Source organism: Pseudomonas trivialis (genome assembly GCF_036864995.1).
In the GTDB taxonomy this organism is placed as follows: Bacteria; Pseudomonadota; Gammaproteobacteria; order Pseudomonadales; family Pseudomonadaceae; genus Aquipseudomonas; species Aquipseudomonas trivialis.
This window is the reverse complement of the sequence record NZ_CP142151.1, coordinates 3,126,882-3,147,306: the sequence shown is the minus strand read 5'-3', so window position 1 is coordinate 3,147,306 and position 20,425 is coordinate 3,126,882. Positions and strand designations below refer to the sequence as shown.

Sequence of the window (20,425 nt, the reverse complement as noted above, 5' to 3'; positions counted from 1 at the left end):
GCACATGCGCACTGTTGGAATCATGCTGTTCGCCTGCTCCCTGACCGGCGGCGCGGCTGCCGTGCAGGCACGGGAGCTGCGCGAAGGTGACAAATACATGTGCAGTTGGGGGGCCGGTACGGCGGCCAGGGCTCAGGAACTCAAGCTGTCGGGCGTGTCGCTCTATGCCGCTCGGCAGAAGATCCAGACCATCAAGTTCAACAAGCCGTGGATGCACATGATGGCCATGGGTATCACCGAGCAAACCTACGACAGTCGATCACGGCTCAAGCCCGAGGCGATTCGCCAAAGCTTCTATCAGGAATGCCTGCGCTACCGGGTCGCGCGCAAATGAAGGGCTGAGGCGCTGAGGATCCCCGGGGGTTACCTGCCGCAGCGCTTACAAATCCACGACAGATGCTGTGTCTCCATTTGCATACAATCGCGCACTTCACCCTGGAGGCCTGTATGCGAACGCCGGAAAGAGCAGGGCGCCCGTCACTCTTGACTGCGCCGGAACCATCATCGTCAGATAGCTTCGGCTACTTCGCCGCCGCAGTGCTGGGTGTCGCGGTGCTGCTGGGCGTTTACTTCGTGCAGTACAACGCCAAGGTGGATCGGCAGCGGCAAGCGGCCGTCGAGCGGTGGCTGCTTTGTTCACAAATGGAAAGGGCTGCCAGTGTGGCCTCTGTCCGGGGCGTAAGATTGACGTCCAACTGCTGCACGCTGAGCGGGCAGGATCACCGATAAGGGGTGATTCAGTGCGGGCACTTGAGGATCGCAAGTTGACCCTTACAAACGCCGCACAAACGATTTAACGATATGCCGAGTGGCATCGGTGGTATCGAGCTGATCGACATCCCCATAGGCATGCCAGCGACAATCGACAATCTCGTTGCGCGGTCGCGCCTGGTCGATATTGACCACCGAGGCCTCGAACACATGGTGCAGCGTGTCGCGTGCCTTGAGCTCCTGCAGGTACAGCAACCCGTCCACGTTCAGCCCGGTTTCTTCTTCCAGCTCGCGTTCTGCCGCGCCTACCGGGCGTTCGTCGCGTTCGACCTTGCCACCCGGCAAGGCCCATTTGGATCTGGCCTTGCGCACGAAAAGAATGTGTCCCTCGTGTTCGCAAATGACCGTGGCTCTGATTTTCATCGTCTGTGCCCCCGCAGCAAATGAATGTCACAAAATTGTAATGCAATTGTCATGCTAAGTGGTTATGGCGTGCCGGGGTATGTATGTGGATACTGCCCGCTTGAACGAAAAGGACGAGGAAAACCGATGAACACCGTACGTTGGGGCATGATCGGCTGTGGCAACGTCACTGAGTTGAAGAGTGGACCCGCTTTCTATAAAGCGCCAGGTTCTGCCCTGGTGGCCGTGATGGGGCGTCGCGAGGAGGCCGTGCGCGATTATGCGACGCGCCATGGCATTGCACGCTATTACACCGACGCCCAGGCGCTGATCGACGACCCCGAAGTGGACGCGGTCTACATCGCCACGCCCCCCGACAGTCACCTCGACTACAGCCTGATGGTGGCCGCAGCCGGCAAGCATTGCTGCGTCGAGAAACCCATGTCGCTGAATGCCGAACAGAGCGCCTTGATGCAGCGCACCTTCGAGCGCGCCGGGCTGCACCTGTTCGTGTCCTATTACCGGCGCTCGCTGCCGCGCTTTCAGCAGGTACGCGACTGGCTGCAACAGGGCCGCATTGGCGAACTGCGCCACCTGACCTGGACCCTGTGCAAACCGCCGGCCGCCAATGACGCCAGTGCCGCCAACTGGCGCACCGACCCGGCCATTGCCGGCGGCGGCTATTTTGCCGACCTGGCCAGTCATGGCTTCGACCTGTTCCAGTACCTGGCCGGGGACATTGTCGAGGTGTCGGGCTTTACCGCACGGCAGGCCGGGCACTATGCCGCCGAAGACGCGGTGACGGCCTGCTGGACCTTCGCCAACGGTGCCCTGGGCATGGGCTGCTGGAATTTCGTCGCGGACCGCCGTGAAGACAAGGTCGAGCTGATTGGCAGCCTGGGTCGCATTACATTTTCCGTGTTCGAAGACCAGCCTCTGTACCTTGAAGGGCAGACCCACCAGGTGCTGGAAGTGCCGTGCCATGCACACATCCAGTGGCATCACGTGCTGGCGATGAATGCACACATCCGTGGTGAGGCCGAGCATCCCTCTCAGGCGATCGAAGCGCTGAAGACCGATCGTATCCTCGACAAGGTGCTACAACGTAACCCCAACCATCCCGGCTAGCCGTGCCAGGATCAGCCTTTTCAAGGAATAGACCCATGAAATACTGGATGGCCGTATGGCTGGTCCTGGCCGCAAGTGTGACTGCAGCGCCACGCGAGCAGCGTCCTGCCGGGGATTTTGATTTTTATGTGTTGTCGTTGTCGTGGTCGCCGACGTTCTGCCTCACGCACCCGGCCAACGAACAATGTTCGGGCAAGGGATATGGCTTTGTGCTGCACGGGCTTTGGCCGCAATACGCGAAGGGTGGCTGGCCGTCGGCGTGTGATCCACGTTCACGGCTGTCGGACGCCGAGCTGGCCAAGGGCGCGTTGATATTCCCCACGCAGGCACTGCTCAAGCATGAGTGGAGCAAGCACGGCACATGCAGCGGCCTGGACGCCACGCGTTACCTCGACGCGACGGATGCTGCGCTGGCCTCCGTGCAGATTGCGCAGCAACTGCAACCGTTCAACGTGCCCAATTATCTTGAGGCCGCTGAAATCGAAGCGCTGTTTCGCCAGAGCAACCCGTCCATGGGCAATCACAGCGTGGCGGTGATCTGCAAGGGCAAGGTGTTGTCCGAAGTGCGCGTGTGCCTGAGCAAGGATCTGCGCTTTGCCGGTTGCCCCACAAGCGTGAAGACCCAGTGCCGCAGCGGCGATATCCGCATCCCGGTGCAGCGTTAATCTGAGCGCGGCACCTGCCTGATCCGCAGCTTTGCGGTATCCTCCGCGCCCCGCTTATCCACGATGCAAGGCACGATGACAGGACAAGACATGCAGGCGCTGCTGGACGCGATTCTCGACGAAGTTCGTCCACTGATCGGCCAGGGCAAAGTTGCCGGCTACATCCCCGCGCTGGCCGATGTAACCGCCAACCAGCTGGGCATCGCGGTGTACGGCAACGACGGCGCCGCCTACTGCGCCGGGGATGCCGACACGTTGTTCTCGGTGCAGAGCATTTCCAAGGTGTTCAGCCTGGTGCAGGCCATCGACCACGGCGGCGAAACCATCTGGGAGCGCCTGGGCCACGAGCCCTCGGGGCAACCGTTCAACTCCATGGTGCAACTGGAATTCGAGCGCGGCCGCCCGCGCAACCCGTTTATCAACGCTGGCGCTCTGGTGATCTGCGACATCAACCAGTCGCGCTTCGCCGTGCCGATTCTGTCGATGCGCGACTTCGTCCGGCGCCTGTCAGGCAACCCACAGATCCTGGTCAACAGCATCGTCGCCGACTCCGAAGCGCAGCATGGTGCGCGCAACGCGGCCATGGCCTACCTGATGAAATCCTTCGGCAACTTCCACAACGACGTCGACGCGGTGCTGCACAGCTACTTCAACTATTGCGCCTTGCAGATGAGCTGCCTGGACCTGGCCAAGGCTTTCAGCTTCCTGGCCAACGAAGGCGTGAGCGCCCACAGCGGCGAACAGATCCTCACCGCGCGCCAGACCAAACAGGTCAACTCGATCATGGCCACCAGCGGCCTGTACGACGAGGCGGGCAATTTTGCCTATCGGGTAGGGTTGCCCGGCAAGAGCGGGGTAGGCGGCGGGATCGTCGCGGTGGTGCCGGGGCAATTTACGGTGTGCGTGTGGTCGCCGGAGTTGAACGCCGCCGGGAACTCGCTGGCGGGGATGAAGGCGCTGGAGTTGCTGAGTGAGCGGATTGGCTGGTCGGTGTTTTGAGTGTGGGAGGCTCCGCCAAGTCTTCGATTTAGCGCTGTCGCGCAGCAAACTGGAGTCCCTGTGGCGAGCGGGCTTGCCCCGCGTTGGGGTGCGTAGCGCCCCCAATCAAGGAAAACACGGGGTGCCTGACACTGCCCGGAGCATGGTTTTGGGGCTGCTGCGCAGCCCAACGCAGGACAAGCCTGCTCGCCACAGGAATGAGGCTGTCTGAAACTTCATCTTTTAAATCAACGATTTATTTTGTGCCTGACAAGAGTGGGCTTGCTCCCAATGACCAAGTCTCAGCCAATGATAAGTGGACTGGGCCACCGCAATCGGGGCAAGCCCTCCCACAGAGTTTTGTGATGTTTGTGATGGCGGTGTCAGCTCACGTTGAGTCGGTCAAGCAGGCTGTACCATGCCACCCCCGCCCCAATGTAAAACCGCTGCAACCCATGCATCGGCAAGCGCTGCAACGGCGTGACCGGGTAGGCAAACTCCGCCTGGTTGTCGCACAAGCGCCCGGCCAATTGCTGGCCCAGGCTGGTACACAGCGCAATCCCCCGGCCATTGCAGCCCAACGCCAAGGTCAGTCCCGGTGCAGGCTCATGCACATGGGGCATGAAGTCTCGGGTGATTGCGATACGTCCGGCCCAGCGGTACTCGAATTCCAGCGGCCCCAGTTGTGGAAACAGCAATGCCAGCGAGCGCTCCAAGTGCGCAAAATCATTGGGCGATGTGGGATCGTTGAACAGCCCGCGGCCACCCATCAACAAGCGTCCATGGCTGTCCTTACGGAAATACAGCAATAGCCGCTGCGCCGTGGACACGGTTTCCTGCCCCGGCAAAATGCTGTCGGCCGCTTGCCCGCTCAACGGCTTGGTGGCGACGATGAAACTGTTCGCCGCCAGAATGCTCTGCGCCATGCCTGGCCATAGGTTGCCGCTGTAGCCATTGGTGGCGAGGACCACTTGATCGGCCGTGACTTGCGCGCCATTGGCGGTCTGCAATTGCCAGCCCGAGCCATGGCGTTGCAACCCGTTAACCGCGCTTTGACCATGAATCCGCACACCCGCCGCCAACGCCGCACCCACCAACCCGCGCGCATACGCCAACGGCTGGATCGCCCCTGCACGGCCATCCAACCAGCCACCGGCAAAGGCCTCGCTGCCCATGCGCGACGCCACGGCATTCACATCCAGGCGCTGCACCGGCACACCACGGCGGGCCCACTGCTCGGCGCGAGCATGCAACCCGGCCACGCCTTTCTCGGTGTACGACACCTGCATCCAACCTTTGCGCACCGGCGCGCAATCGATGCCATGGCGTTCGATCAACTTGAACACCAAGTCGGCCGAATCCGACACGGCGCAGATCAACGGTTCGGCACGTTCCGGGCCGTACATTTTCGCCAACTGCTCCGGGTCGTACTTGAGCGTCGGATTGACCTGCCCACCATTGCGCCCCGACGCCCCCCAGCCCGGCTCGCTGGCTTCCAGCACGCACACGCTCACGCCACGCTCGGCCAGGTGCAATGCAGTGGACAAACCGGTGTAGCCGGCGCCCACAATCGCCACATCGACCTTCACCGATTCACTCAACCCAGGCGTGGGCACCGCCGACGGCGCCGTCGCCGACCACAACGACTTCATGACAGGCTCCGCGTATTGCCGGTGGGGTGCAGCACACGCCGCAGGAAATCCTGGGTGCGCGCATGTTGCGGGTTGCCCAGCACTTGCTCGGCCGGGCCGCTTTCGACAATGTAGCCACCATGCAGAAAGCACACGCGGTCGGCCACCTCGCGGGCAAAGCCCATTTCGTGGGTGACCACGATCATGGTCATGCCTTCGTCGGCCAAGGTGCGCATCACTTCCAGCACGTCGCCGACCAGTTCCGGGTCGAGGGCCGAAGTGGGTTCGTCGAACAGCATGGCTTCGGGTTTCATTGCCAGGGCACGGGCGATCGCCACGCGTTGTTGCTGGCCGCCTGAGAGCTGCTCCGGGTAGGCGTCGGCCTTGGCGCTGAGGCCGACTTTTTCCAGCAGGGCCAAGGCTTCTTCGCGCGCGTGTTGCAACGGCTCGCGTTTGACATACACCGGGCCTTCCATGACGTTTTCCAGCACGGTGCGGTGCGGGAACAAATTGAAACGCTGGAACACCATGCCCATGCGGCTGCGCAGGGCGTGAACGGTTTTGCTGCCGCGTTGCACGGTTTCGCCGAACACATTGATCACGCCGCCGTCGTAGGCTTCCAGCGCATTGATGCAGCGCAGCAGGGTGGACTTGCCCGAGCCCGACGGGCCGATCAGGCACACCACTTCGCCCCTGGCCACGTCGAGGTCGACGCCGTGCAGCACGCGGTGGCTGCCGTAATGTTTTTGCAGTTGGCGTACTTCGATCATGCTTTTTTCCTCCGGCCCAGGTGCTGTTCCATACGACGCAGGCCATACACCAGCGGCAGGCTCATCAGCAGGTAGAGCAGCGCAACCAGGGTGTAGACGGTCATGTTCTGGAAGGTGGACGAGGCAATCAGCTGGCCCTGGCGCGTCATCTCGGCGACGGTGATGGTCGACACCAAAGACGAGTCCTTGAGCATCATCACCAGGGTGTTGCCATAGGGCGGCAGGGCAATGCGAAACGCTTGCGGCAGGATCACCCGACGCATCATCAACACCGAGCGCATCCCCAGGGCTTCGGCGGCTTCGCGTTGGCCCTGTTCAACGGCGATGATGCCGGTGCGAAAGTTCTCGGCCTGGTACGCCGAGTAGGCGATGCCCATGCCGATCACGCCCGCATAAAACGCCGTGAGGTGCACGCCCATGTCCGGCAGCACAAAGTAGATATAGAACAGCTGCACGATGATCGGCAGCCCACGGATCACATTGATGATGGTGCTGGCCGCCCACGACAGCGCGCGGATCGGCGACAGCTTTAGCAACGCCAGCACTAGGCCGATGGCGCTGCTGAGCAGGAACGACAGCACGGTGATCTGGATCGTCACCCAGGCCCCTTGCAGCAGGATCGGCAAAAAGTCATGGGCGTTTTGCAGGAACTCGGCAAGGTTCATGGGCGCACCTGGGTATCGAGCCCCCACTTCTTGAGGATGCTGTCCAGGCTGCCGTCGGCCTTGATGCTGGCGATGGCGCTGTTCAAGCGTTCGAGGGTTGCGGCGTCGCCTTTGCGTACCACCAGGCACACTTCGCCGACGTTGGTGGGCTTGTAGTCAGGCGCGAGTTTTACGCCTTTGAACAGCTTCTGGCGGATCTGGTAGGCCACCACCGGTTGGTCGCCGACCGCCGCCTTGATGCGGCCCAGGGACAGGTCGCGAACCATTTCGCTGATGGAGTCGTAGGTGCGGATTTCCTTGAAGATGCCGAGCTTGTTCAGTTGATCGTAGAAGATGGTGCCGGCCTGTACACCCACGATCTGGTCTTTGAGCGGCATCAGGTCGGGGTAGGCGGTATCGTCGTCGGCATTGACGATCAGGCCTTCGCCGTAGGCGTACACCGGGGCGCTGAAGTCGACGACCTTGGTGCGTTCCCCGGTCTTGAGCATGCCGGCGGAAATGAAGTCCAGCTTGCCGGAGGTGAGGGAGGGGATCAGTGCGGCGAAGTTGGTCTGTTCGATCTGGCTGGTAAAACCACCGGCCTTGCCCACGGCCTCGGCCACGTCGACCATCACGCCTTGAATGCTGTTGCTCTTGATATCCAGAAAGGTGAACGGTGAGCCGCTGGCCGTTGCACCGACTTTGTACGAGGACGCACTCTCTGCGTGCGCGGCGGTAACGCAAAGCGCGGCACACAGGCCGAAGGCAAGGCGGCGAAACAAGGGCGAAAGACTGTTCATCGGGTTACTCCAGAAGGAAAACGGATCGTCAGTACCGCATGCGGTTAGCGATGAAATCGCAAGCTCTGTGCCATTTCGATTCATAAAAATCGTATTCCGCTATAAAAAATCAAAAAAATGAACCTTTCGTATCGGTATGCGATTTTTTGTAGTCAATTTTTCCGGTTTGGAGTAGAAATAACGCCACGCTTGACCCACCGCCGCCGTGAGCCCGCCATGTCCGAAGAACGCAACAGTTTGCACAACCAATCCCTGGAAAAAGGTCTGTCGGTGCTTAAGGCATTCAGCGCCCAGCGCCGCAGCATGAGCCTTGCAGAGGTGGCCGAAGCCGCCGGCATGACCAAAAGTTCGGCCCAGCGCATGGTGTTTACCCTTGAAAGCCTGGGTTACCTTCGGAAACACTCGCGCACACGGCATTACCAACTCACACCCCGGGTGTTGGAGTTGGGCTTCAGTTACCTGGATGCGCATTCATTGATCGAGGTGGCCAACCCGTTCCTCTCGGAACTGACCCGCCTGACCGGGGAAACTTCGTGCCTGACCGAGCCTGCCGGTTACGACATGACCTATATCGCACGGTTTGTCAGCTCGGGTTTTGTGCCGGTGCACATGCCGATTGGTTCGCGGGTGCCGATGTACTGCACGGCGTCCGGGCGCGCATATTTGAGCGCGTTGCCGCAGGATGAGGCGTTGGTGTTGATCGAGAACAGCCAGCGTATTGCACACACCAGCCAGACGCTGACGGAGGTCGAGCGGATTCTGGAGTCGTTGCAACAGGTCCGCGAGCAGGGCTACGCGGTGAATGGCCAGGAGCTGTTCCTGGGGGACATGACCATCGGCGCGCCGGTGCTTGGGGCGAATGGCCGGCCCGTTGCGGCGGTGCATGTGGTGGCGCCCACCAGTCGCTGGAGCCGGGCGGATGCCGAGAAGCATTTGGCGCCGGCGTTGTTGCAGTGTTCAAGGGCGTTGAGTAACTCGGCCCGAAACCTGGAATAACATCTAACAGAGATTCAAATGTGGGAGGGGGCTTGCCCCCGATGAGGGTGTGTCAGTGAATAAATTTGTCACTGACCCACAGCCATCGGGGGCAAGCCCCTCCCACATTTGGATCTTCATTGGTTTTGGGAATCGCTAACCCACCCCAAACAAAAAATGCGCCCCTGAGGGCGCATTTTTTTGTTCGGTCAACAATCGCCGATCAGGCAATCGCATCCCACGCACGGTCGCCGTTCTCGTCCTTGATCCGCGTCGGCAGGCCCATCACGTCCAGCGCCTTGAGGAACGGCTCGGCCGGCAGTTCCTCGACGTTGGCCATGTGTTTCACATCCCACTCGCCACGGGCAACCAGCAGCGCAGCGGCGACCGGCGGCACGCCGGCGGTGTAGGAAATGCCCTGGCTGTCGGTCTCGGCGAAGGCTTCTTCATGGCACGCGACGTTGTAGATGAACATCTCGTGCGGCTGGCCATTTTTGGTGCCCTTGACCAGGTCGCCGATGCAGGTTTTGCCGGTGTAGCCGGGGGCCAGCGAAGAGGGATCGGGCAGTACGGCCTTGACCACTTTCAACGGCACCACTTCCAGGCCTTCGGCGGTTTTGACCGGCTTTTCGGACAGCAGGCCGAGGTTTTTCAGCACGGTGAACACGTTGATGTAGTGCTCGCCGAAGCTCATCCAGAAACGCACGTTGGGCACGTCGAGGTTTTTCGACAGTGAGTGCACTTCATCATGGCCGGTGAGGTAGAGGTTCTGCGAACCGACCACCGGCAGGTCGTCGGTGCGTTTGACTTCGAACATGGTGTTGCTGGTCCACTGGCTGTTCTGCCAGCTCCACACCTGCCCGGTGAATTCGCGGAAGTTGATTTCCGGGTCGAAGTTGGTGGCGAAATATTTGCCATGGCTGCCAGCATTGACGTCGAGAATGTCGATCGAATCAATGCGGTCGAAATGCTGTTGCTGCGCCAGCGCGGCATACGCGTTGACGACACCTGGGTCGAAGCCCACGCCAAGGATGGCGGTGATGTTCTTCTGTTTGCACTCTTCCAGGTGGTTCCATTCGTAGTTGCCGTACCACGGCGGGGTCTCGCAGACCTTGCCCGGCTCTTCGTGAATGGCGGTGTCGAGGTAGGCGACGCCCGTGTCGATGCAGGCACGCAGTACCGACATGTTGAGGAACGCGGAACCCACGTTGATGACGATCTGCGATTCGGTCTCGCGGATCAGGGCTTTGGTCGCTTCCACGTCCAGAGCGTTCAGCGCGAAGGCCTGGATGTCGGCGGGAACCTTGAGGCTACCCTTGGCCTTGACGCTGTCGATGATGGCCTGGCATTTGGAGATGTTGCGCGACGCGATAGCAATACGACCGAGTTCGTCGTTGTGCTGCGCGCACTTGTGGGCCACCACCTTGGCGACACCTCCTGCACCAATGATAAGAACGTTCTTTTTCAATTGCTTTATTTCTCCTATATCCGCCAGCTTACGAAAGGCTGGACAGGTAGTCGTCGTAACCAAATTCACGAACCACTTCGACTGTACCGTCGAGTTGTTTCACTACGATGGACGGCATTTTCAGGCCGTTGAACCAGTTTTTCTTGACCATGGTGTAGCCTGCGGTGTCGATGAACGACAGCCGATCGCCGATGGCCAGCGGACGATCAAATTGATACTCGCCGAAGATGTCCCCGGCCAGGCAGGATTTGCCGCACACCATATAGGTGTGTTCACCCTCGCTCGGTGCCAGCTTGGCGTTGAGGCGGTAGATCAGCAGGTCCAGCAGGTGGGCTTCGATGGAGCTGTCGACCACGGCGAGGTGCTTGCCGTTGTAGAGGGTGTCGAGCACGGTGACTTCCAGGGAAGCACTGTTGGTGATCGCCGCTTCGCCGGGTTCCAGATAGACCTGCACGCCGTACTTCTCGGAGAACGCCTTGAGCCGCGCGCAGAATGCGTCGAGTGCATAGCCTTCACCGGTGAAGTGGATGCCGCCGCCGAGGCTGACCCACTTGACCTTGTGCAGCAGCGCGCCGAAGCGCTCTTCGATGGTACCGAGCATCTTGTCGAACAGGCTGAAGTCGCCGTTCTCGCAATTGTTGTGGAACATGAAGCCGGAGATCTGCTCGATCACGCCGTCGATCTTCACCGGGTCCCACTCGCCCAGGCGGCTGAACGGACGCGCCGGGTCGGCCAGCAGGTAGTCGGAGCTGCTCACCTGCGGGTTGACGCGCAGGCCGCGGGTCTTGCCTTCGCTGCGTGCGGCAAAGCGCTGCAACTGGCTGATGGAGTTGAAGATGATCTTGTCGCAGTTTTCCAGCATCTCTTCGATTTCATCGTCGGCCCAGGCCACGCTGTAGGCGTGCGCTTCGCCGTCGAACTTCTGGCGGCCGAGCTTGAGCTCATACAGTGACGACGAGGTGGTGCCGTCCATGTATTGCTGCATCAGGTCGAACACCGACCAGGTGGCAAAGCACTTGAGCGCCAGCAGAGCCTTGGCGCCGGACTGCTCGCGCACGTAGGCAATCTTCTGCATGTTGACCAGAAGCTTCTGTTTGTCGATGAGGTAATACGGCGTTTTGATCATTTTTGAGAGCCTGCGGCGGTGCCTGCCAAAAAAGGACACGCATTGTGCCCGCACTTGGTCAGGATCGAAAGGTTAGCGAGCGGATTTTGCCACGCCGGTTTTTGACGATACCCGGCGATTATGAACATCCATGGGCATACATTGAGCCCGCTCCCACATATGCATTTTTTGCACATCAGGTTCACTGACATCAAACCGTCATCTCTTCACCACCGTCCTGCCATATTCCCCCGTTACTGTCCTCGCCAATGAGATCGATCTCAAGCGAGTGACCATGCCTGATCTGAAAGACGTTGCGCGCCTGGCCGGCGTGTCCCGTGCCACCGCCGCGCGCACCTTTGCCTCCCCCGGCCAGGTGCGTCCGGCCACCCGTGAACAGGTGTTCGCCGCCGCCCGTGAGTTGGGGTTTCGGCCCAACCTGCTGGGCCGTCAGCTGCGCCTGCAAACCACACAACTGATCGGCGTGGTGGTGCCCAACCTGCTCAATCCGGTGTTCGCCGAACAGTTCCAGGCCATGGAGCGCGCCGCGCGATTGCGCGGCTACAGCCTGTTGCTGGCGACCACCGACTACAGCAGCGAGCGCGAGAGCATCGTGGTGGAAGAGTTGTTGCGCCAGCGCGTGGACGGGCTGGTGCTGACCGTCACCGATGCCGAGAGCAACAGCGTGCTCAACAGCCTGGCCAGCGAGCAAACGCCGTTCGTGTTGGCGTACCACCAGCCCAGCAACCCGGATTATAGCGCCGTGTCGGTGGACAACCGCGCCGGCATGGCGCTGGCCACCCGTTACCTGTTGGACGCGGGACACCGGCGCATCAGCATGGTCGCCGGCCCCGCGTTGCAGTCCGACCGTGCGCGTCTGCGCCATGCCGGCTACTGCGATGCGATGAAGGCCTGGGGCCTCAACAGCCGCCCGGTGATCGAAATGCCCGCGCACACCCAGGCCGAATTCGCCGCCATCGAGCCGTTCCTGACCGGTGCCGACGCGCCGACAGCGTTGCTGTGCTCCAACGATTTCCTCGCCATCAGCCTGATCGCCGAGCTGCGCCGCAACGCCTGGAACGTGCCCGAGCAACTCTCGGTGATGGGCTTTGACGGCATCACCCTCGGTACCCAACTGCACCCCACGTTGTGCAGCGTGGTGCAACCCATTGCGCTGCTCGCCAGTACCGTGATTGACCAGTTGCTGGCGCAGATCGCTGGCAACGCGCCGATTTCCCATTGTCTGCCTTGCCATATCCGGCCGGGCGAAAGCACTCAACCCCATGAGGACGACCCTGATGCGCACACTCCGTAAAACCCTGGCCACCGTGCTGCTGTGCGGCATGGCCAGCCTGGCCCAGGCTGCCGACAGCGCAATTTGCTACAACTGCCCGCCGGACTGGGCCGACTGGGGCACCCAGCTCAAGGCCATCGCCGCGCAGACTGGTGTGCAGGTGCCGCTGGACAACAAGAACTCCGGCCAGTCCCTGGCGCAGTTGGTCGCCGAAAAAGCCGCGCCGGTCGCCGACGTGGTCTATTACGGCGTGACCTTCGGCCTGCAGGCGCAAAAGGCTGGCGTGGTCGAGGGCTACAAACCCAAAGGCTGGGAGCAGATTCCCGCAGGTCTCAAAGACCCGTCCGGGCAGTGGTTCGCGATTCACTCCGGCACCCTGGGCATCATGGTCAACGTCGACGCCCTCGGCGGTCTGCCCGTGCCGCAAAGCTGGGCCGACCTGCTCAAGCCCGAATACAAAGGTATGGTCGGCTACCTGGACCCGTCCAGCGCGTTTGTCGGTTACGTCTCGGCGGTCGCCATTAACCGCGCCATGGGCGGCGACCTCGACAACTTCGCCCCGGCCATCGACTACTTCCAGAAGCTGGCGAAAAACGCCCCCATCGTGCCCAAGCAGACGGCCTATGCGCGGGTGTTGTCCGGTGAGTTGCCGATCCTGGTGGACTACGACTTCAACGCCTACCGCGCCCGCTACAAGGACAACGCCAACGTCGCCTTCGTGATCCCCAAAGAGGGCAGCATCAGCGTGCCCTACGTCATGAGCCTGGTGGCGAATGCGCCGCACCGTGCCAACGGGGAAAAGGTGCTCGACTTCGTGCTGTCCGATGCGGGCCAGGCGTTGTGGGCCAAGGCCTACCTGCGCCCGGTGCGTCCAGTGCAGATGCCGGCCGACGTGGCCGCGCAGTTCCTGCCCGACAGCGACTATGCCCGCGCCGGTGTGGTGGACTACCAGAAAATGGCCGCTGTGCAGGAAGCCTTCGCCGCCCGCTACCTCAACGAGGTCAAGTAAGTGGCCTCGACCCCACGCGCCGCCTGGGCGCTGGCCCCGGCCTTTGCGCTGTTGCTGGCGTTCTGGCTGTTGCCGCTGGCGCACCTGATGCTGCTCGGGGCCCAACGCCGCGACAGCCTCGGCAGCGGCTACTGGCAGGTGCTGAGCAGTGCGCAATACCTGGGCAGCCTGGCGCAGACCTGTGCGCTGGCCGTGTTCGTCACGCTGACTGCGTTGGTGATCGGCGGCATCAGCGGTGTGTTTCTGGCGCGCCAGCAGTTTTTCGGGCGCTCGGCGCTGGTGGCGCTGCTGACCTTTCCGCTGGCATTTCCCGGCGTGGTGGTGGGCTTTCTGGTGATCCTGCTGGCCGGGCGCCAGGGCCTGTTTGCGGCGCTGGGCCTGCAACTGGCCGGTGAACGCTGGATCTTTGCCTACTCGTTGGCGGGGCTGTTTGTCGGCTACCTGTACTTCTCGATTCCACGGGTGATTCTCACCGTGATGGCGGCATGCGAAAGCCTCGACCGCAGCCTGGAAGAAGCCGCACATTCGCTGGGGGCAGGGCACTGGCGGGTGGTGTGCGATGTGATCATCCCTGGCCTGGCACCGGCGCTGGCCTCGTGTGGCGCGATCTGCTTTGCCACTTCCATGGGCGCCTTCGGTACCGCCTTTACCCTGGGCACGCGCCTGAACGTCACGCCGGTGGCGATCTATAACGTGTTTACCAACTACGCCAACTTCGCCGTCGCCGCTGCCTTGTCGGTGGTGCTGGGGGCGGTGACCTGGGCCGTGTTGCTGCTGACCCGGCGCCTGGTGAAAAACGCGGGGACGGTTCTGTGAAACGCTCATCGTTATTTGTGCTGCAACTGCTGTTCACCCTGCTGGTGTGCGCCTTCATGCTGGTGCCGGTGCTGTTGTCGTTAATGGCGGGGCTGACGCGCAATTTCTTTGTCGGGTTGTCCAGCGGTTTGACCTTCGACTGGTTGATTCAGGTGTGGCAGGCCTATTCGCCCACGGTGTGGCTGTCGCTGCAACTGGCGCTGGCCTGCGCGGTGTGCGTGTGCGTGGTCGGCGTGCCGGCGGCCTACGCGCTGGTGCGCATGAACAACCGCTTCAGCCGTGCCTTCGAGGAATTGATGGTGCTGCCGGTGGCAATGCCGGGCCTGGCCAGCGCGTTGGCGTTATTGCTCACCTATGGCCAGTTCGGCGCGTTCCGCAGCAGTTGGCTGTTCATCCTCGTCGGCCATGTGCTGTTCACCTTGCCGTTTCTGGTGCGCCCGGTGATGGCGGTGATGCAGCGCCAGCAATTGCCGGTGCTGGAAGAGGCCGCCGCAAGCCTGGGGGCAGGGCCGATCAAGCGCTTTTTCAGCGTGGTGGTGCCCAACTGCCGGGCGGGGATTCTGGCCGGTGTGCTGATGGTGGTGACCCTTTCGCTGGGTGAGTTCAACCTGACCTGGATGCTGCACACGCCGATGACCAAGACCCTGCCGGTGGGCCTGGCCGACAGCTACGCCTCGGCGCGCCTGGAAATCGCCAGTGCCTACACCCTTATCTTTTTGCTGATGATCGTGCCGCTGCTGATCGCGTTGCAGGCCATCAGCGCCCGTTTGTCTCGTGGAGAGCGTCGATGACCGCTATCACTATTCGCCTCAAGGGCTGTCGCAAGGCGTTCGCCGACGGCACCGTGGCCGTGCACAACCTTGATCTGACCGTCGAAGGGGGTGAAACCCTGGCCATTCTCGGCCCGTCCGGCTGCGGTAAAACCACCACCCTGCGTTTGATTGCAGGCCTGGAACGGCCGGATGTGGGGCAGGTGTTCTTTGGCGACCAGGACGTCACCCGCCTGCCCATCGAACGTCGCGATGTGGGCATGGTGTTTCAGAACTACGCGCTGTTTCCCAACCTGGATGTGGCTGGCAATATCGTCTACGGCCTGAAGATTCGCGGCGTGCCTGCGCTGGAGCGCAACAAGCGCTGTGATGAGTTGCTGGAATTGGTGGGGCTGCACAATCACGGCCGGCGCAGCATTCATGAACTGTCGGGCGGGCAGCGCCAACGCGTCGCCCTGGCCCGTGCCCTGGCGCCGCGTCCCAAGGTGCTGTTGCTCGACGAGCCGCTGGCCGCCCTCGATGCCCAGTTGCGTGAGCGCCTGCGCAGCGAGCTGGACCTATTGCTGCGCGGGCTGGGCATCACCGCCGTGTTCGTTACCCATGACCAGGGCGAAGCCATGGCCCTGGGCGATCGCATACTGGTAATGGAGCAGGGCCGCGTGGCCCAACTGGCGAGCCCGCGCGAGATTTATCAGCAGCCGGCGAATGCGTTCGTCGCAGGCTTTGTGGGCAACCTGAATGCGTTCCAGGTGATCGCGCAATCGCCCCGGGGCCTGAAGGTGTGCGGCGGCGAATTGCCGTGGCAAGCGGCCGACGTGCCCGCAACTGTCTATTGCCGTCCCGAGCACTTGCGTGTGATGGATGGCGAGGGGCACTTGCACGGGCACCTGCTGGCGCAGTTTTTCCAGGGCGCGCAAAGCCGTCTGCTGGTGGATGTGGGCGGCCCGCAACCGTTGCTGGTGGACAGCAGCGACAACCAATTGCATGCCGTCGGCGCGCCGATTGCCCTGGCGATCACGCCGAACATGTTGTTTACCCTCAATGCGTGAGAGTTTGCCTGTGAACAGTCCGTTTCTGGTTGCGCAAATCAGCGACCTGCACCTCAAGGCCGGTCAGCGCCTGACCTATGGCGTAGTCGATACCCTGGGCGCGCTGCGCCGTGCCGTCGACCACCTGAACGCCAGCCACCCGCGCCCCGATATCGTGGTGATCAGCGGCGACCTGGTGGACTTCGGTCGCGCCGATGAATACGCGGTGCTGCACCCTGAACTCGCGCGCCTGCACATGCCTTGCTATCTGGTGCCCGGCAATCACGACACACGCGGGCCGTTGCTGGACGCGTTTGCCGATCACGCCTACTTGCCACGCTCGGCGCAGGCGCCCCTGGACTGGGTGGTGGATGACCATCCGCTGCGCCTGATCGGCCTGGACTCGACCATCCCCGGCAGCCACGGCGGGCAGTTGCTCGACAGCCAGTTGCAGTGGCTCGACGCCCAACTGGCGCTGCGCCCGGATGCGCCGACGCTGCTGATCCTGCACCACCCACCGTTCATCAGCGGCATCGGCCATATGGACCGTGAGCCGTTTATCAATGCCGCTGCGCTTGAGCAAGTGGTTGCCCGTCATCCGCAGGTGGAGCGTCTGTTGTGCGGTCACCTGCACCGGCCAATGCAGCGGCGTTTCGGTGGCAGCCTCAGCTGCGTATGCCCCGGCACGTCCCATCAGATTTTGCTGGATCTGCAGGACGCGGCCCCGGCGCATTTCAACCTGGAGCCAGCGGGGTATCTGTTGCATCGCTGGGAGGCGCAGCAGGGGTTGGTCAGCCACAACGGCGTGTTCGGGGAGTACCCCGGGCCGTATCCGTTTTATGACGCCCAGGGATTGATTGACTGAGGGTTTAAAACCCTTTGGCGAGCGAACCTGTCGTGGCGAGCGGGTTTGGTGTGGCAAGCCCGCTCGCCACAGGGGTGATTGTCTGAAATGGCTTGCGGGGCAGATTATTTGACGGGGGCGACCCGATTACGGCCTGCCGCTTTTGCGTCTTATAACTGCAGATCAGCGCGGGCCAGCAGCTCGATCATCTACCACAAACGTACAAGATCGAGCGACACGTGCCTGGATAGACTCGCCGCATTCCTTATCTTGCAGGTCTGCCATGGACATTTTTCTCTACGCCTTCAGCGTCATGTACAGCCCGGGGCCCGTCAACCTGATGGGCCTGAACGCCGGGCTCACCGGCAAACTGCGTCGATCCAGCGGTTTCTACCTGGGCGTGGGCTGCGCCATGCTGCTGATGTTCGTGCTGTTTGGCTACACCGGTGAAGCGATCGTTTCCCAGGCGGCGCTGCCCTATATCTCGTTGATCGGCGGTGCCTACACGCTGTACCTCGCGTACCAGGTGTTCACCGCGCGTACGGTGGTTGAAGAGGATTCAACCGCGCCGATCAAGGCGCTCACCTTCTGCAACGGGCTGGTGATCCAACTGCTCAACCCCAAGGGCATTGTGGCGGTGTTGCCGATCACCAGCGTGATGTTGCCGGCGGCGCATATCACCGGCGCCTCCATCTTTGGCGTTTCGGCCTTGCTGGGATTGGGCGCCGTGGGGGCGCCCTGGGTCTACGCGTTGCTCGGCGCCTTGCTGGGACGGCGCATCAGCGGGGCGGCGGCATTCATCTGGTTCAACCGCTGCATGGGCTTGGCGCTGGCGGCGTGTGCCGGGTTCATGCTCCACGGGTTCTATCTGCACCTGAGTGCAACATGAGTGAAACTTGTGATGGTCTGCAATTTAATGAGTTTGTTTCACTCTAAAAGTCTGTCGACAATGGCTGCCATCTTTATCGACATTGGAGTTGCACGTCATGGCAGTCGCTCATTCCCTCGGGTTTCCACGCATTGGACGCGATCGTGAATTGAAAAAAGCGCAGGAAGCGTTCTGGAAGGGTGAGCTCGACGAAGCCGGCCTGCGCGCCGTTGGCCGTGACCTGCGCAAGGCGCACTGGGAACTGCAGAAAGACGCCGGAATCGACCTGCTGCCTGCCGGCGATTTCGCCTGGTACGACCAGGTACTGACCCACTCGCTGATGTTCGGCGTGATCCCCGAGCGCTTCCGCCCGGCGGACGGCAAGGCCACCCTGAACACCCTGTTCGGCATGGCCCGGGGCGTCAGCGACCACCGCTGCGGCGGCGCTCACGCCCAGGAAATGACCAAATGGTTCGATACCAACTATCACTACCTGGTACCCGAGTTCAGTGCGGACCAGCAATTCCAGCTGGGTTGGGAGCAGCTGTTCGAAGAAGTGCAGGAAGCGCGCGAGCTGGGTCACACCGTCAAACCGGTGGTGATCGGCCCGCTGACCTACCTGTGGCTGGGCAAGGCCAAGGGCGCCGACTTCGACAAGCTCGACCTGCTGGATCGCCTGCTGCCGTTGTACGGGCAGATTTTTCAACGCCTGGCGGACCTGGGCGTCGAGTGGGTGCAGATCGACGAACCGATCCTGGTGCTCGACCTGCCGCAGGCGTGGAAGAATGCCTTTGAGCGCGCCTATAACCTGATCCAGCGCGACCCGCTGAAAAAACTGCTCGCCACCTATTTCGGCGGCCTGGAAGAGAATCTTGGCCTGGCCGCGAACCTGCCGGTCGACGGCCTGCACATCGACCTGGTGCGTGCGCCGGAGCAGTACCCGACCATTCTTGATCGCGTGCCGGGTTATAAAGTGCTGTCCCTGGGCATCGTCAACGGCCGTAACGTGTGGCGCAGCGACCTTGAACAGGCCCTGGCCACCTTGCAGCACGCCCATGAACGTCTGGGTGACCGCTTGTGGGTGGCGCCGTCCTGCTCGCTGCTGCACTGCCCGGTCGACCTGAGCCGCGAAGACCAGCTGGATGCCGAGCTGAACAGCTGGCTGGCCTTTGCCGTGCAGAAATGCGCGGAGGTGGCGGTGTTGGCCCAGGCCATCCACGCGCCTGAGGCGCCGAACGTACTGGCGGCGCTGGCTGAAAGCCGCGCGGTGCAGATAAGCCGTGCCGCGTCGCCGCGTATCCACAAACCGGCGGTCCAGGCCCGTGTGGCGGCGATAACCGCCGAGCACAGCCAGCGTCCCTCGCCGTTTGCCCAACGTATCGAGAAACAGCGCGCCGGTCTCAACCTGCCGCTGTTCCCGACCACCACCATCGGTTCGTTCCCGCAAACCGCCTCGATCCGTTTGGCGCGACAGTCGTACAAGGCGGGCCGGTTAAGCGAAGCCGACTACGTCGACGCGATGCACAGCGAGATCAGGCACGCCGTTGAAGTGCAGGAAAACCTCGGCCTGGACGTGCTGGTACACGGCGAGGCCGAGCGTAACGACATGGTCGAGTACTTCGCCGAGCAACTGGACGGCTACGCGTTCACCCGTTTTGGCTGGGTGCAGAGCTATGGTTCGCGCTGCGTGAAACCGGCGCTGATCGTCGGTGACCTGAGCCGCCCGAAGGCGATGACGGTGGAGTGGATCCGCTACGCCCAGGGCCTGACCCGCAAGGTCATGAAGGGCATGCTGACCGGCCCGGTGACCATGCTGATGTGGTCGTTCCCGCGCGAAGACGTGAGCCGCGAAGTGCAGGCCCGCCAATTGGCGCTGGCGATCCGTGACGAAGTGGTCGACCTGGAAGCGGCCGGCATCAGGATCGTGCAGATCGACGAAGCGGCCTTCCGCGAAGGCTTGCCGCTGCGCCGGGCGCAGTGGGAGGGCTACCTGGACTGGGCCACTGAAGTGTTCCGCCTGTGCGCCTCGGGCGTACGGGATGAAACCCAGATCCACACCCACATGTGCTACAGCGAGTTCAATGATGTGATCGAGTCCATCGCGGCGATGGATGCGGACGTGATTACCGTCGAAACCTCGCGTTCGGACATGGAGTTGCTGGAGGCGTTCGAAGTGTTCGCTTACCCGAATGACATTGGTCCGGGCGTCTACGACATTCACTCACCGCGGGTGCCGGATGCGTCGGAAATGGCCAACCTGCTGCGCAAGGCCGCCAAACGCATTCCGGCTGAGCGCCTGTGGGTCAACCCCGATTGCGGGCTGAAAACGCGGGCGTGGCCGGAGACGGAAGCGGCGTTGATTCACATGGTGACGGCCGCCCGGCAACTGCGTGCCGAACTGGCGTAACGCGGTAAAAAGTGTGGGAGCCTCCGTTAAATCGGCACTTGGCGCTGTCGCGCAGCAACCCGCAGCCTCTGTGACGAGCGGGCCTGTTGTGACGAGCGGGCTTGCCCCGCGT

At 62.1% G+C, this 20,425-nt stretch carries 20 protein-coding genes; 13 read left to right on the top strand and 7 right to left on the bottom strand.

Annotated features, from left to right (window positions below; genetic code table 11):
- Nucleotides 1–4 precede the first annotated feature (4 nt).
- Nucleotides 5–334, top strand: coding sequence for a hypothetical protein (locus VRB54_RS13555; protein WP_338477615.1), 330 nt, complete (start codon nt 5–7; stop codon nt 332–334).
- Nucleotides 335–771: 437 nt separating this feature from the next.
- Here VRB54_RS13555 and VRB54_RS13550 read toward each other — a convergent pair whose 3' ends face one another.
- On the bottom strand, nt 772–1,134 hold the full coding sequence (locus tag VRB54_RS13550) for an NUDIX hydrolase (protein WP_338477614.1): 363 nt from the start codon (nt 1,132–1,134) through the stop codon (nt 772–774).
- A 126-nt stretch (nt 1,135–1,260) separates the two neighbouring features.
- Here VRB54_RS13550 and VRB54_RS13545 point away from each other — a divergent pair, with 126 nt between their 5' ends.
- From VRB54_RS13545 to glsB, 3 genes are all read left to right on the top strand, one after another.
- A complete protein-coding gene (locus VRB54_RS13545) occupies nt 1,261–2,241 on the top strand; it encodes a Gfo/Idh/MocA family oxidoreductase (protein WP_338477613.1) in 981 nt (326 codons plus the stop codon).
- Between the two features lie 35 nt (nt 2,242–2,276).
- Nucleotides 2,277–2,906 (top strand): ribonuclease T2, encoded by a 630-nt coding sequence (locus VRB54_RS13540; protein ID WP_338477612.1) that lies wholly within the window; start codon nt 2,277–2,279, stop codon nt 2,904–2,906.
- Nucleotides 2,907–2,996: 90 nt separating this feature from the next.
- Nucleotides 2,997–3,905, top strand: coding sequence for a glutaminase B (glsB, locus tag VRB54_RS13535; protein ID WP_338477611.1), 909 nt, complete (start codon nt 2,997–2,999; stop codon nt 3,903–3,905).
- Between the two features lie 362 nt (nt 3,906–4,267).
- Here the strand turns inward: glsB and VRB54_RS13530 are convergent, their stop codons facing one another.
- The 4 genes from VRB54_RS13530 to VRB54_RS13515 are packed head-to-tail and all read right to left on the bottom strand — an operon-like array spanning nt 4,268 to nt 7,729.
- The gene (locus tag VRB54_RS13530) at nt 4,268–5,536 is read right to left on the bottom strand and encodes an FAD-binding oxidoreductase (RefSeq protein WP_338477610.1); all 1,269 of its coding nucleotides are present in this window, start codon (nt 5,534–5,536) and stop codon (nt 4,268–4,270) included.
- Nucleotides 5,533–6,285 carry an amino acid ABC transporter ATP-binding protein gene (locus tag VRB54_RS13525; RefSeq protein ID WP_338477609.1) on the bottom strand — a complete coding sequence of 251 codons (753 nt, stop codon included), beginning with the start codon at nt 6,283–6,285 and terminating at the stop codon, nt 5,533–5,535. The genes VRB54_RS13530 and VRB54_RS13525 overlap by 4 nt, the downstream gene beginning before the upstream one ends.
- Nucleotides 6,282–6,950, bottom strand: a complete 669-nt coding sequence (locus VRB54_RS13520; RefSeq protein ID WP_338477608.1) for an amino acid ABC transporter permease — start codon at nt 6,948–6,950, stop codon at nt 6,282–6,284. The genes VRB54_RS13525 and VRB54_RS13520 overlap by 4 nt, the downstream gene beginning before the upstream one ends.
- Nucleotides 6,947–7,729: an ABC transporter substrate-binding protein gene (locus VRB54_RS13515; RefSeq protein WP_338477607.1), complete on the bottom strand. Its 783-nt coding sequence runs from the start codon at nt 7,727–7,729 to the stop codon at nt 6,947–6,949. Before VRB54_RS13515 ends, VRB54_RS13520 begins: the two co-directional genes overlap by 4 nt.
- A 216-nt stretch (nt 7,730–7,945) precedes the next feature.
- On the opposite strand from VRB54_RS13515, the gene VRB54_RS13510 reads away from it, so the two are divergent.
- Nucleotides 7,946–8,725, top strand: a complete 780-nt coding sequence (locus VRB54_RS13510) for an IclR family transcriptional regulator (RefSeq protein WP_338477606.1) — start codon at nt 7,946–7,948, stop codon at nt 8,723–8,725.
- A 202-nt stretch (nt 8,726–8,927) separates the two neighbouring features.
- Here the strand turns inward: VRB54_RS13510 and VRB54_RS13505 are convergent, their stop codons facing one another.
- Both VRB54_RS13505 and VRB54_RS13500 read right to left on the bottom strand, forming a co-directional pair.
- On the bottom strand, nt 8,928–10,172 hold the full coding sequence (locus VRB54_RS13505) for a saccharopine dehydrogenase family protein (RefSeq protein ID WP_338477605.1): 1,245 nt from the start codon (nt 10,170–10,172) through the stop codon (nt 8,928–8,930).
- A gap of 28 nt (nt 10,173–10,200) precedes the next feature.
- Nucleotides 10,201–11,298 (bottom strand): carboxynorspermidine decarboxylase, encoded by a 1,098-nt coding sequence (locus VRB54_RS13500; RefSeq protein WP_338477604.1) that lies wholly within the window; start codon nt 11,296–11,298, stop codon nt 10,201–10,203.
- A 274-nt stretch (nt 11,299–11,572) separates the two neighbouring features.
- On the opposite strand from VRB54_RS13500, the gene VRB54_RS13495 reads away from it, so the two are divergent.
- The 8 genes from VRB54_RS13495 (at nt 11,573) to metE (ending at nt 20,313) form a co-directional block, all read left to right on the top strand.
- Nucleotides 11,573–12,592, top strand: a complete 1,020-nt coding sequence (locus tag VRB54_RS13495) for a LacI family DNA-binding transcriptional regulator (protein WP_338477602.1) — start codon at nt 11,573–11,575, stop codon at nt 12,590–12,592.
- Nucleotides 12,576–13,580: an ABC transporter substrate-binding protein gene (locus VRB54_RS13490; protein WP_338477601.1), complete on the top strand. Its 1,005-nt coding sequence runs from the start codon at nt 12,576–12,578 to the stop codon at nt 13,578–13,580. Before VRB54_RS13495 ends, VRB54_RS13490 begins: the two co-directional genes overlap by 17 nt.
- The gene (locus VRB54_RS13485; protein WP_338477600.1) at nt 13,581–14,396 is read left to right on the top strand and encodes an ABC transporter permease; all 816 of its coding nucleotides are present in this window, start codon (nt 13,581–13,583) and stop codon (nt 14,394–14,396) included.
- Nucleotides 14,393–15,187 carry an ABC transporter permease gene (locus VRB54_RS13480; protein WP_338477598.1) on the top strand — a complete coding sequence of 265 codons (795 nt, stop codon included), beginning with the start codon at nt 14,393–14,395 and terminating at the stop codon, nt 15,185–15,187. Before VRB54_RS13485 ends, VRB54_RS13480 begins: the two co-directional genes overlap by 4 nt.
- On the top strand, nt 15,184–16,215 hold the full coding sequence (locus VRB54_RS13475; protein ID WP_057007410.1) for an ABC transporter ATP-binding protein: 1,032 nt from the start codon (nt 15,184–15,186) through the stop codon (nt 16,213–16,215). The genes VRB54_RS13480 and VRB54_RS13475 overlap by 4 nt, the downstream gene beginning before the upstream one ends.
- Nucleotides 16,216–16,225: 10 nt before the next feature.
- On the top strand, nt 16,226–17,059 hold the full coding sequence (locus tag VRB54_RS13470; RefSeq protein WP_338477597.1) for a phosphodiesterase: 834 nt from the start codon (nt 16,226–16,228) through the stop codon (nt 17,057–17,059).
- A gap of 262 nt (nt 17,060–17,321) precedes the next feature.
- Nucleotides 17,322–17,927, top strand: coding sequence for a LysE family translocator (locus VRB54_RS13465; protein ID WP_338477596.1), 606 nt, complete (start codon nt 17,322–17,324; stop codon nt 17,925–17,927).
- A 97-nt stretch (nt 17,928–18,024) separates the two neighbouring features.
- Entirely contained in the window at nt 18,025–20,313 is a 2,289-nt protein-coding gene (metE, locus tag VRB54_RS13460) for a 5-methyltetrahydropteroyltriglutamate--homocysteine S-methyltransferase (protein WP_338477595.1), read from the top strand.
- The last annotated feature ends 112 nt before the right edge of the window (nt 20,314–20,425 follow it).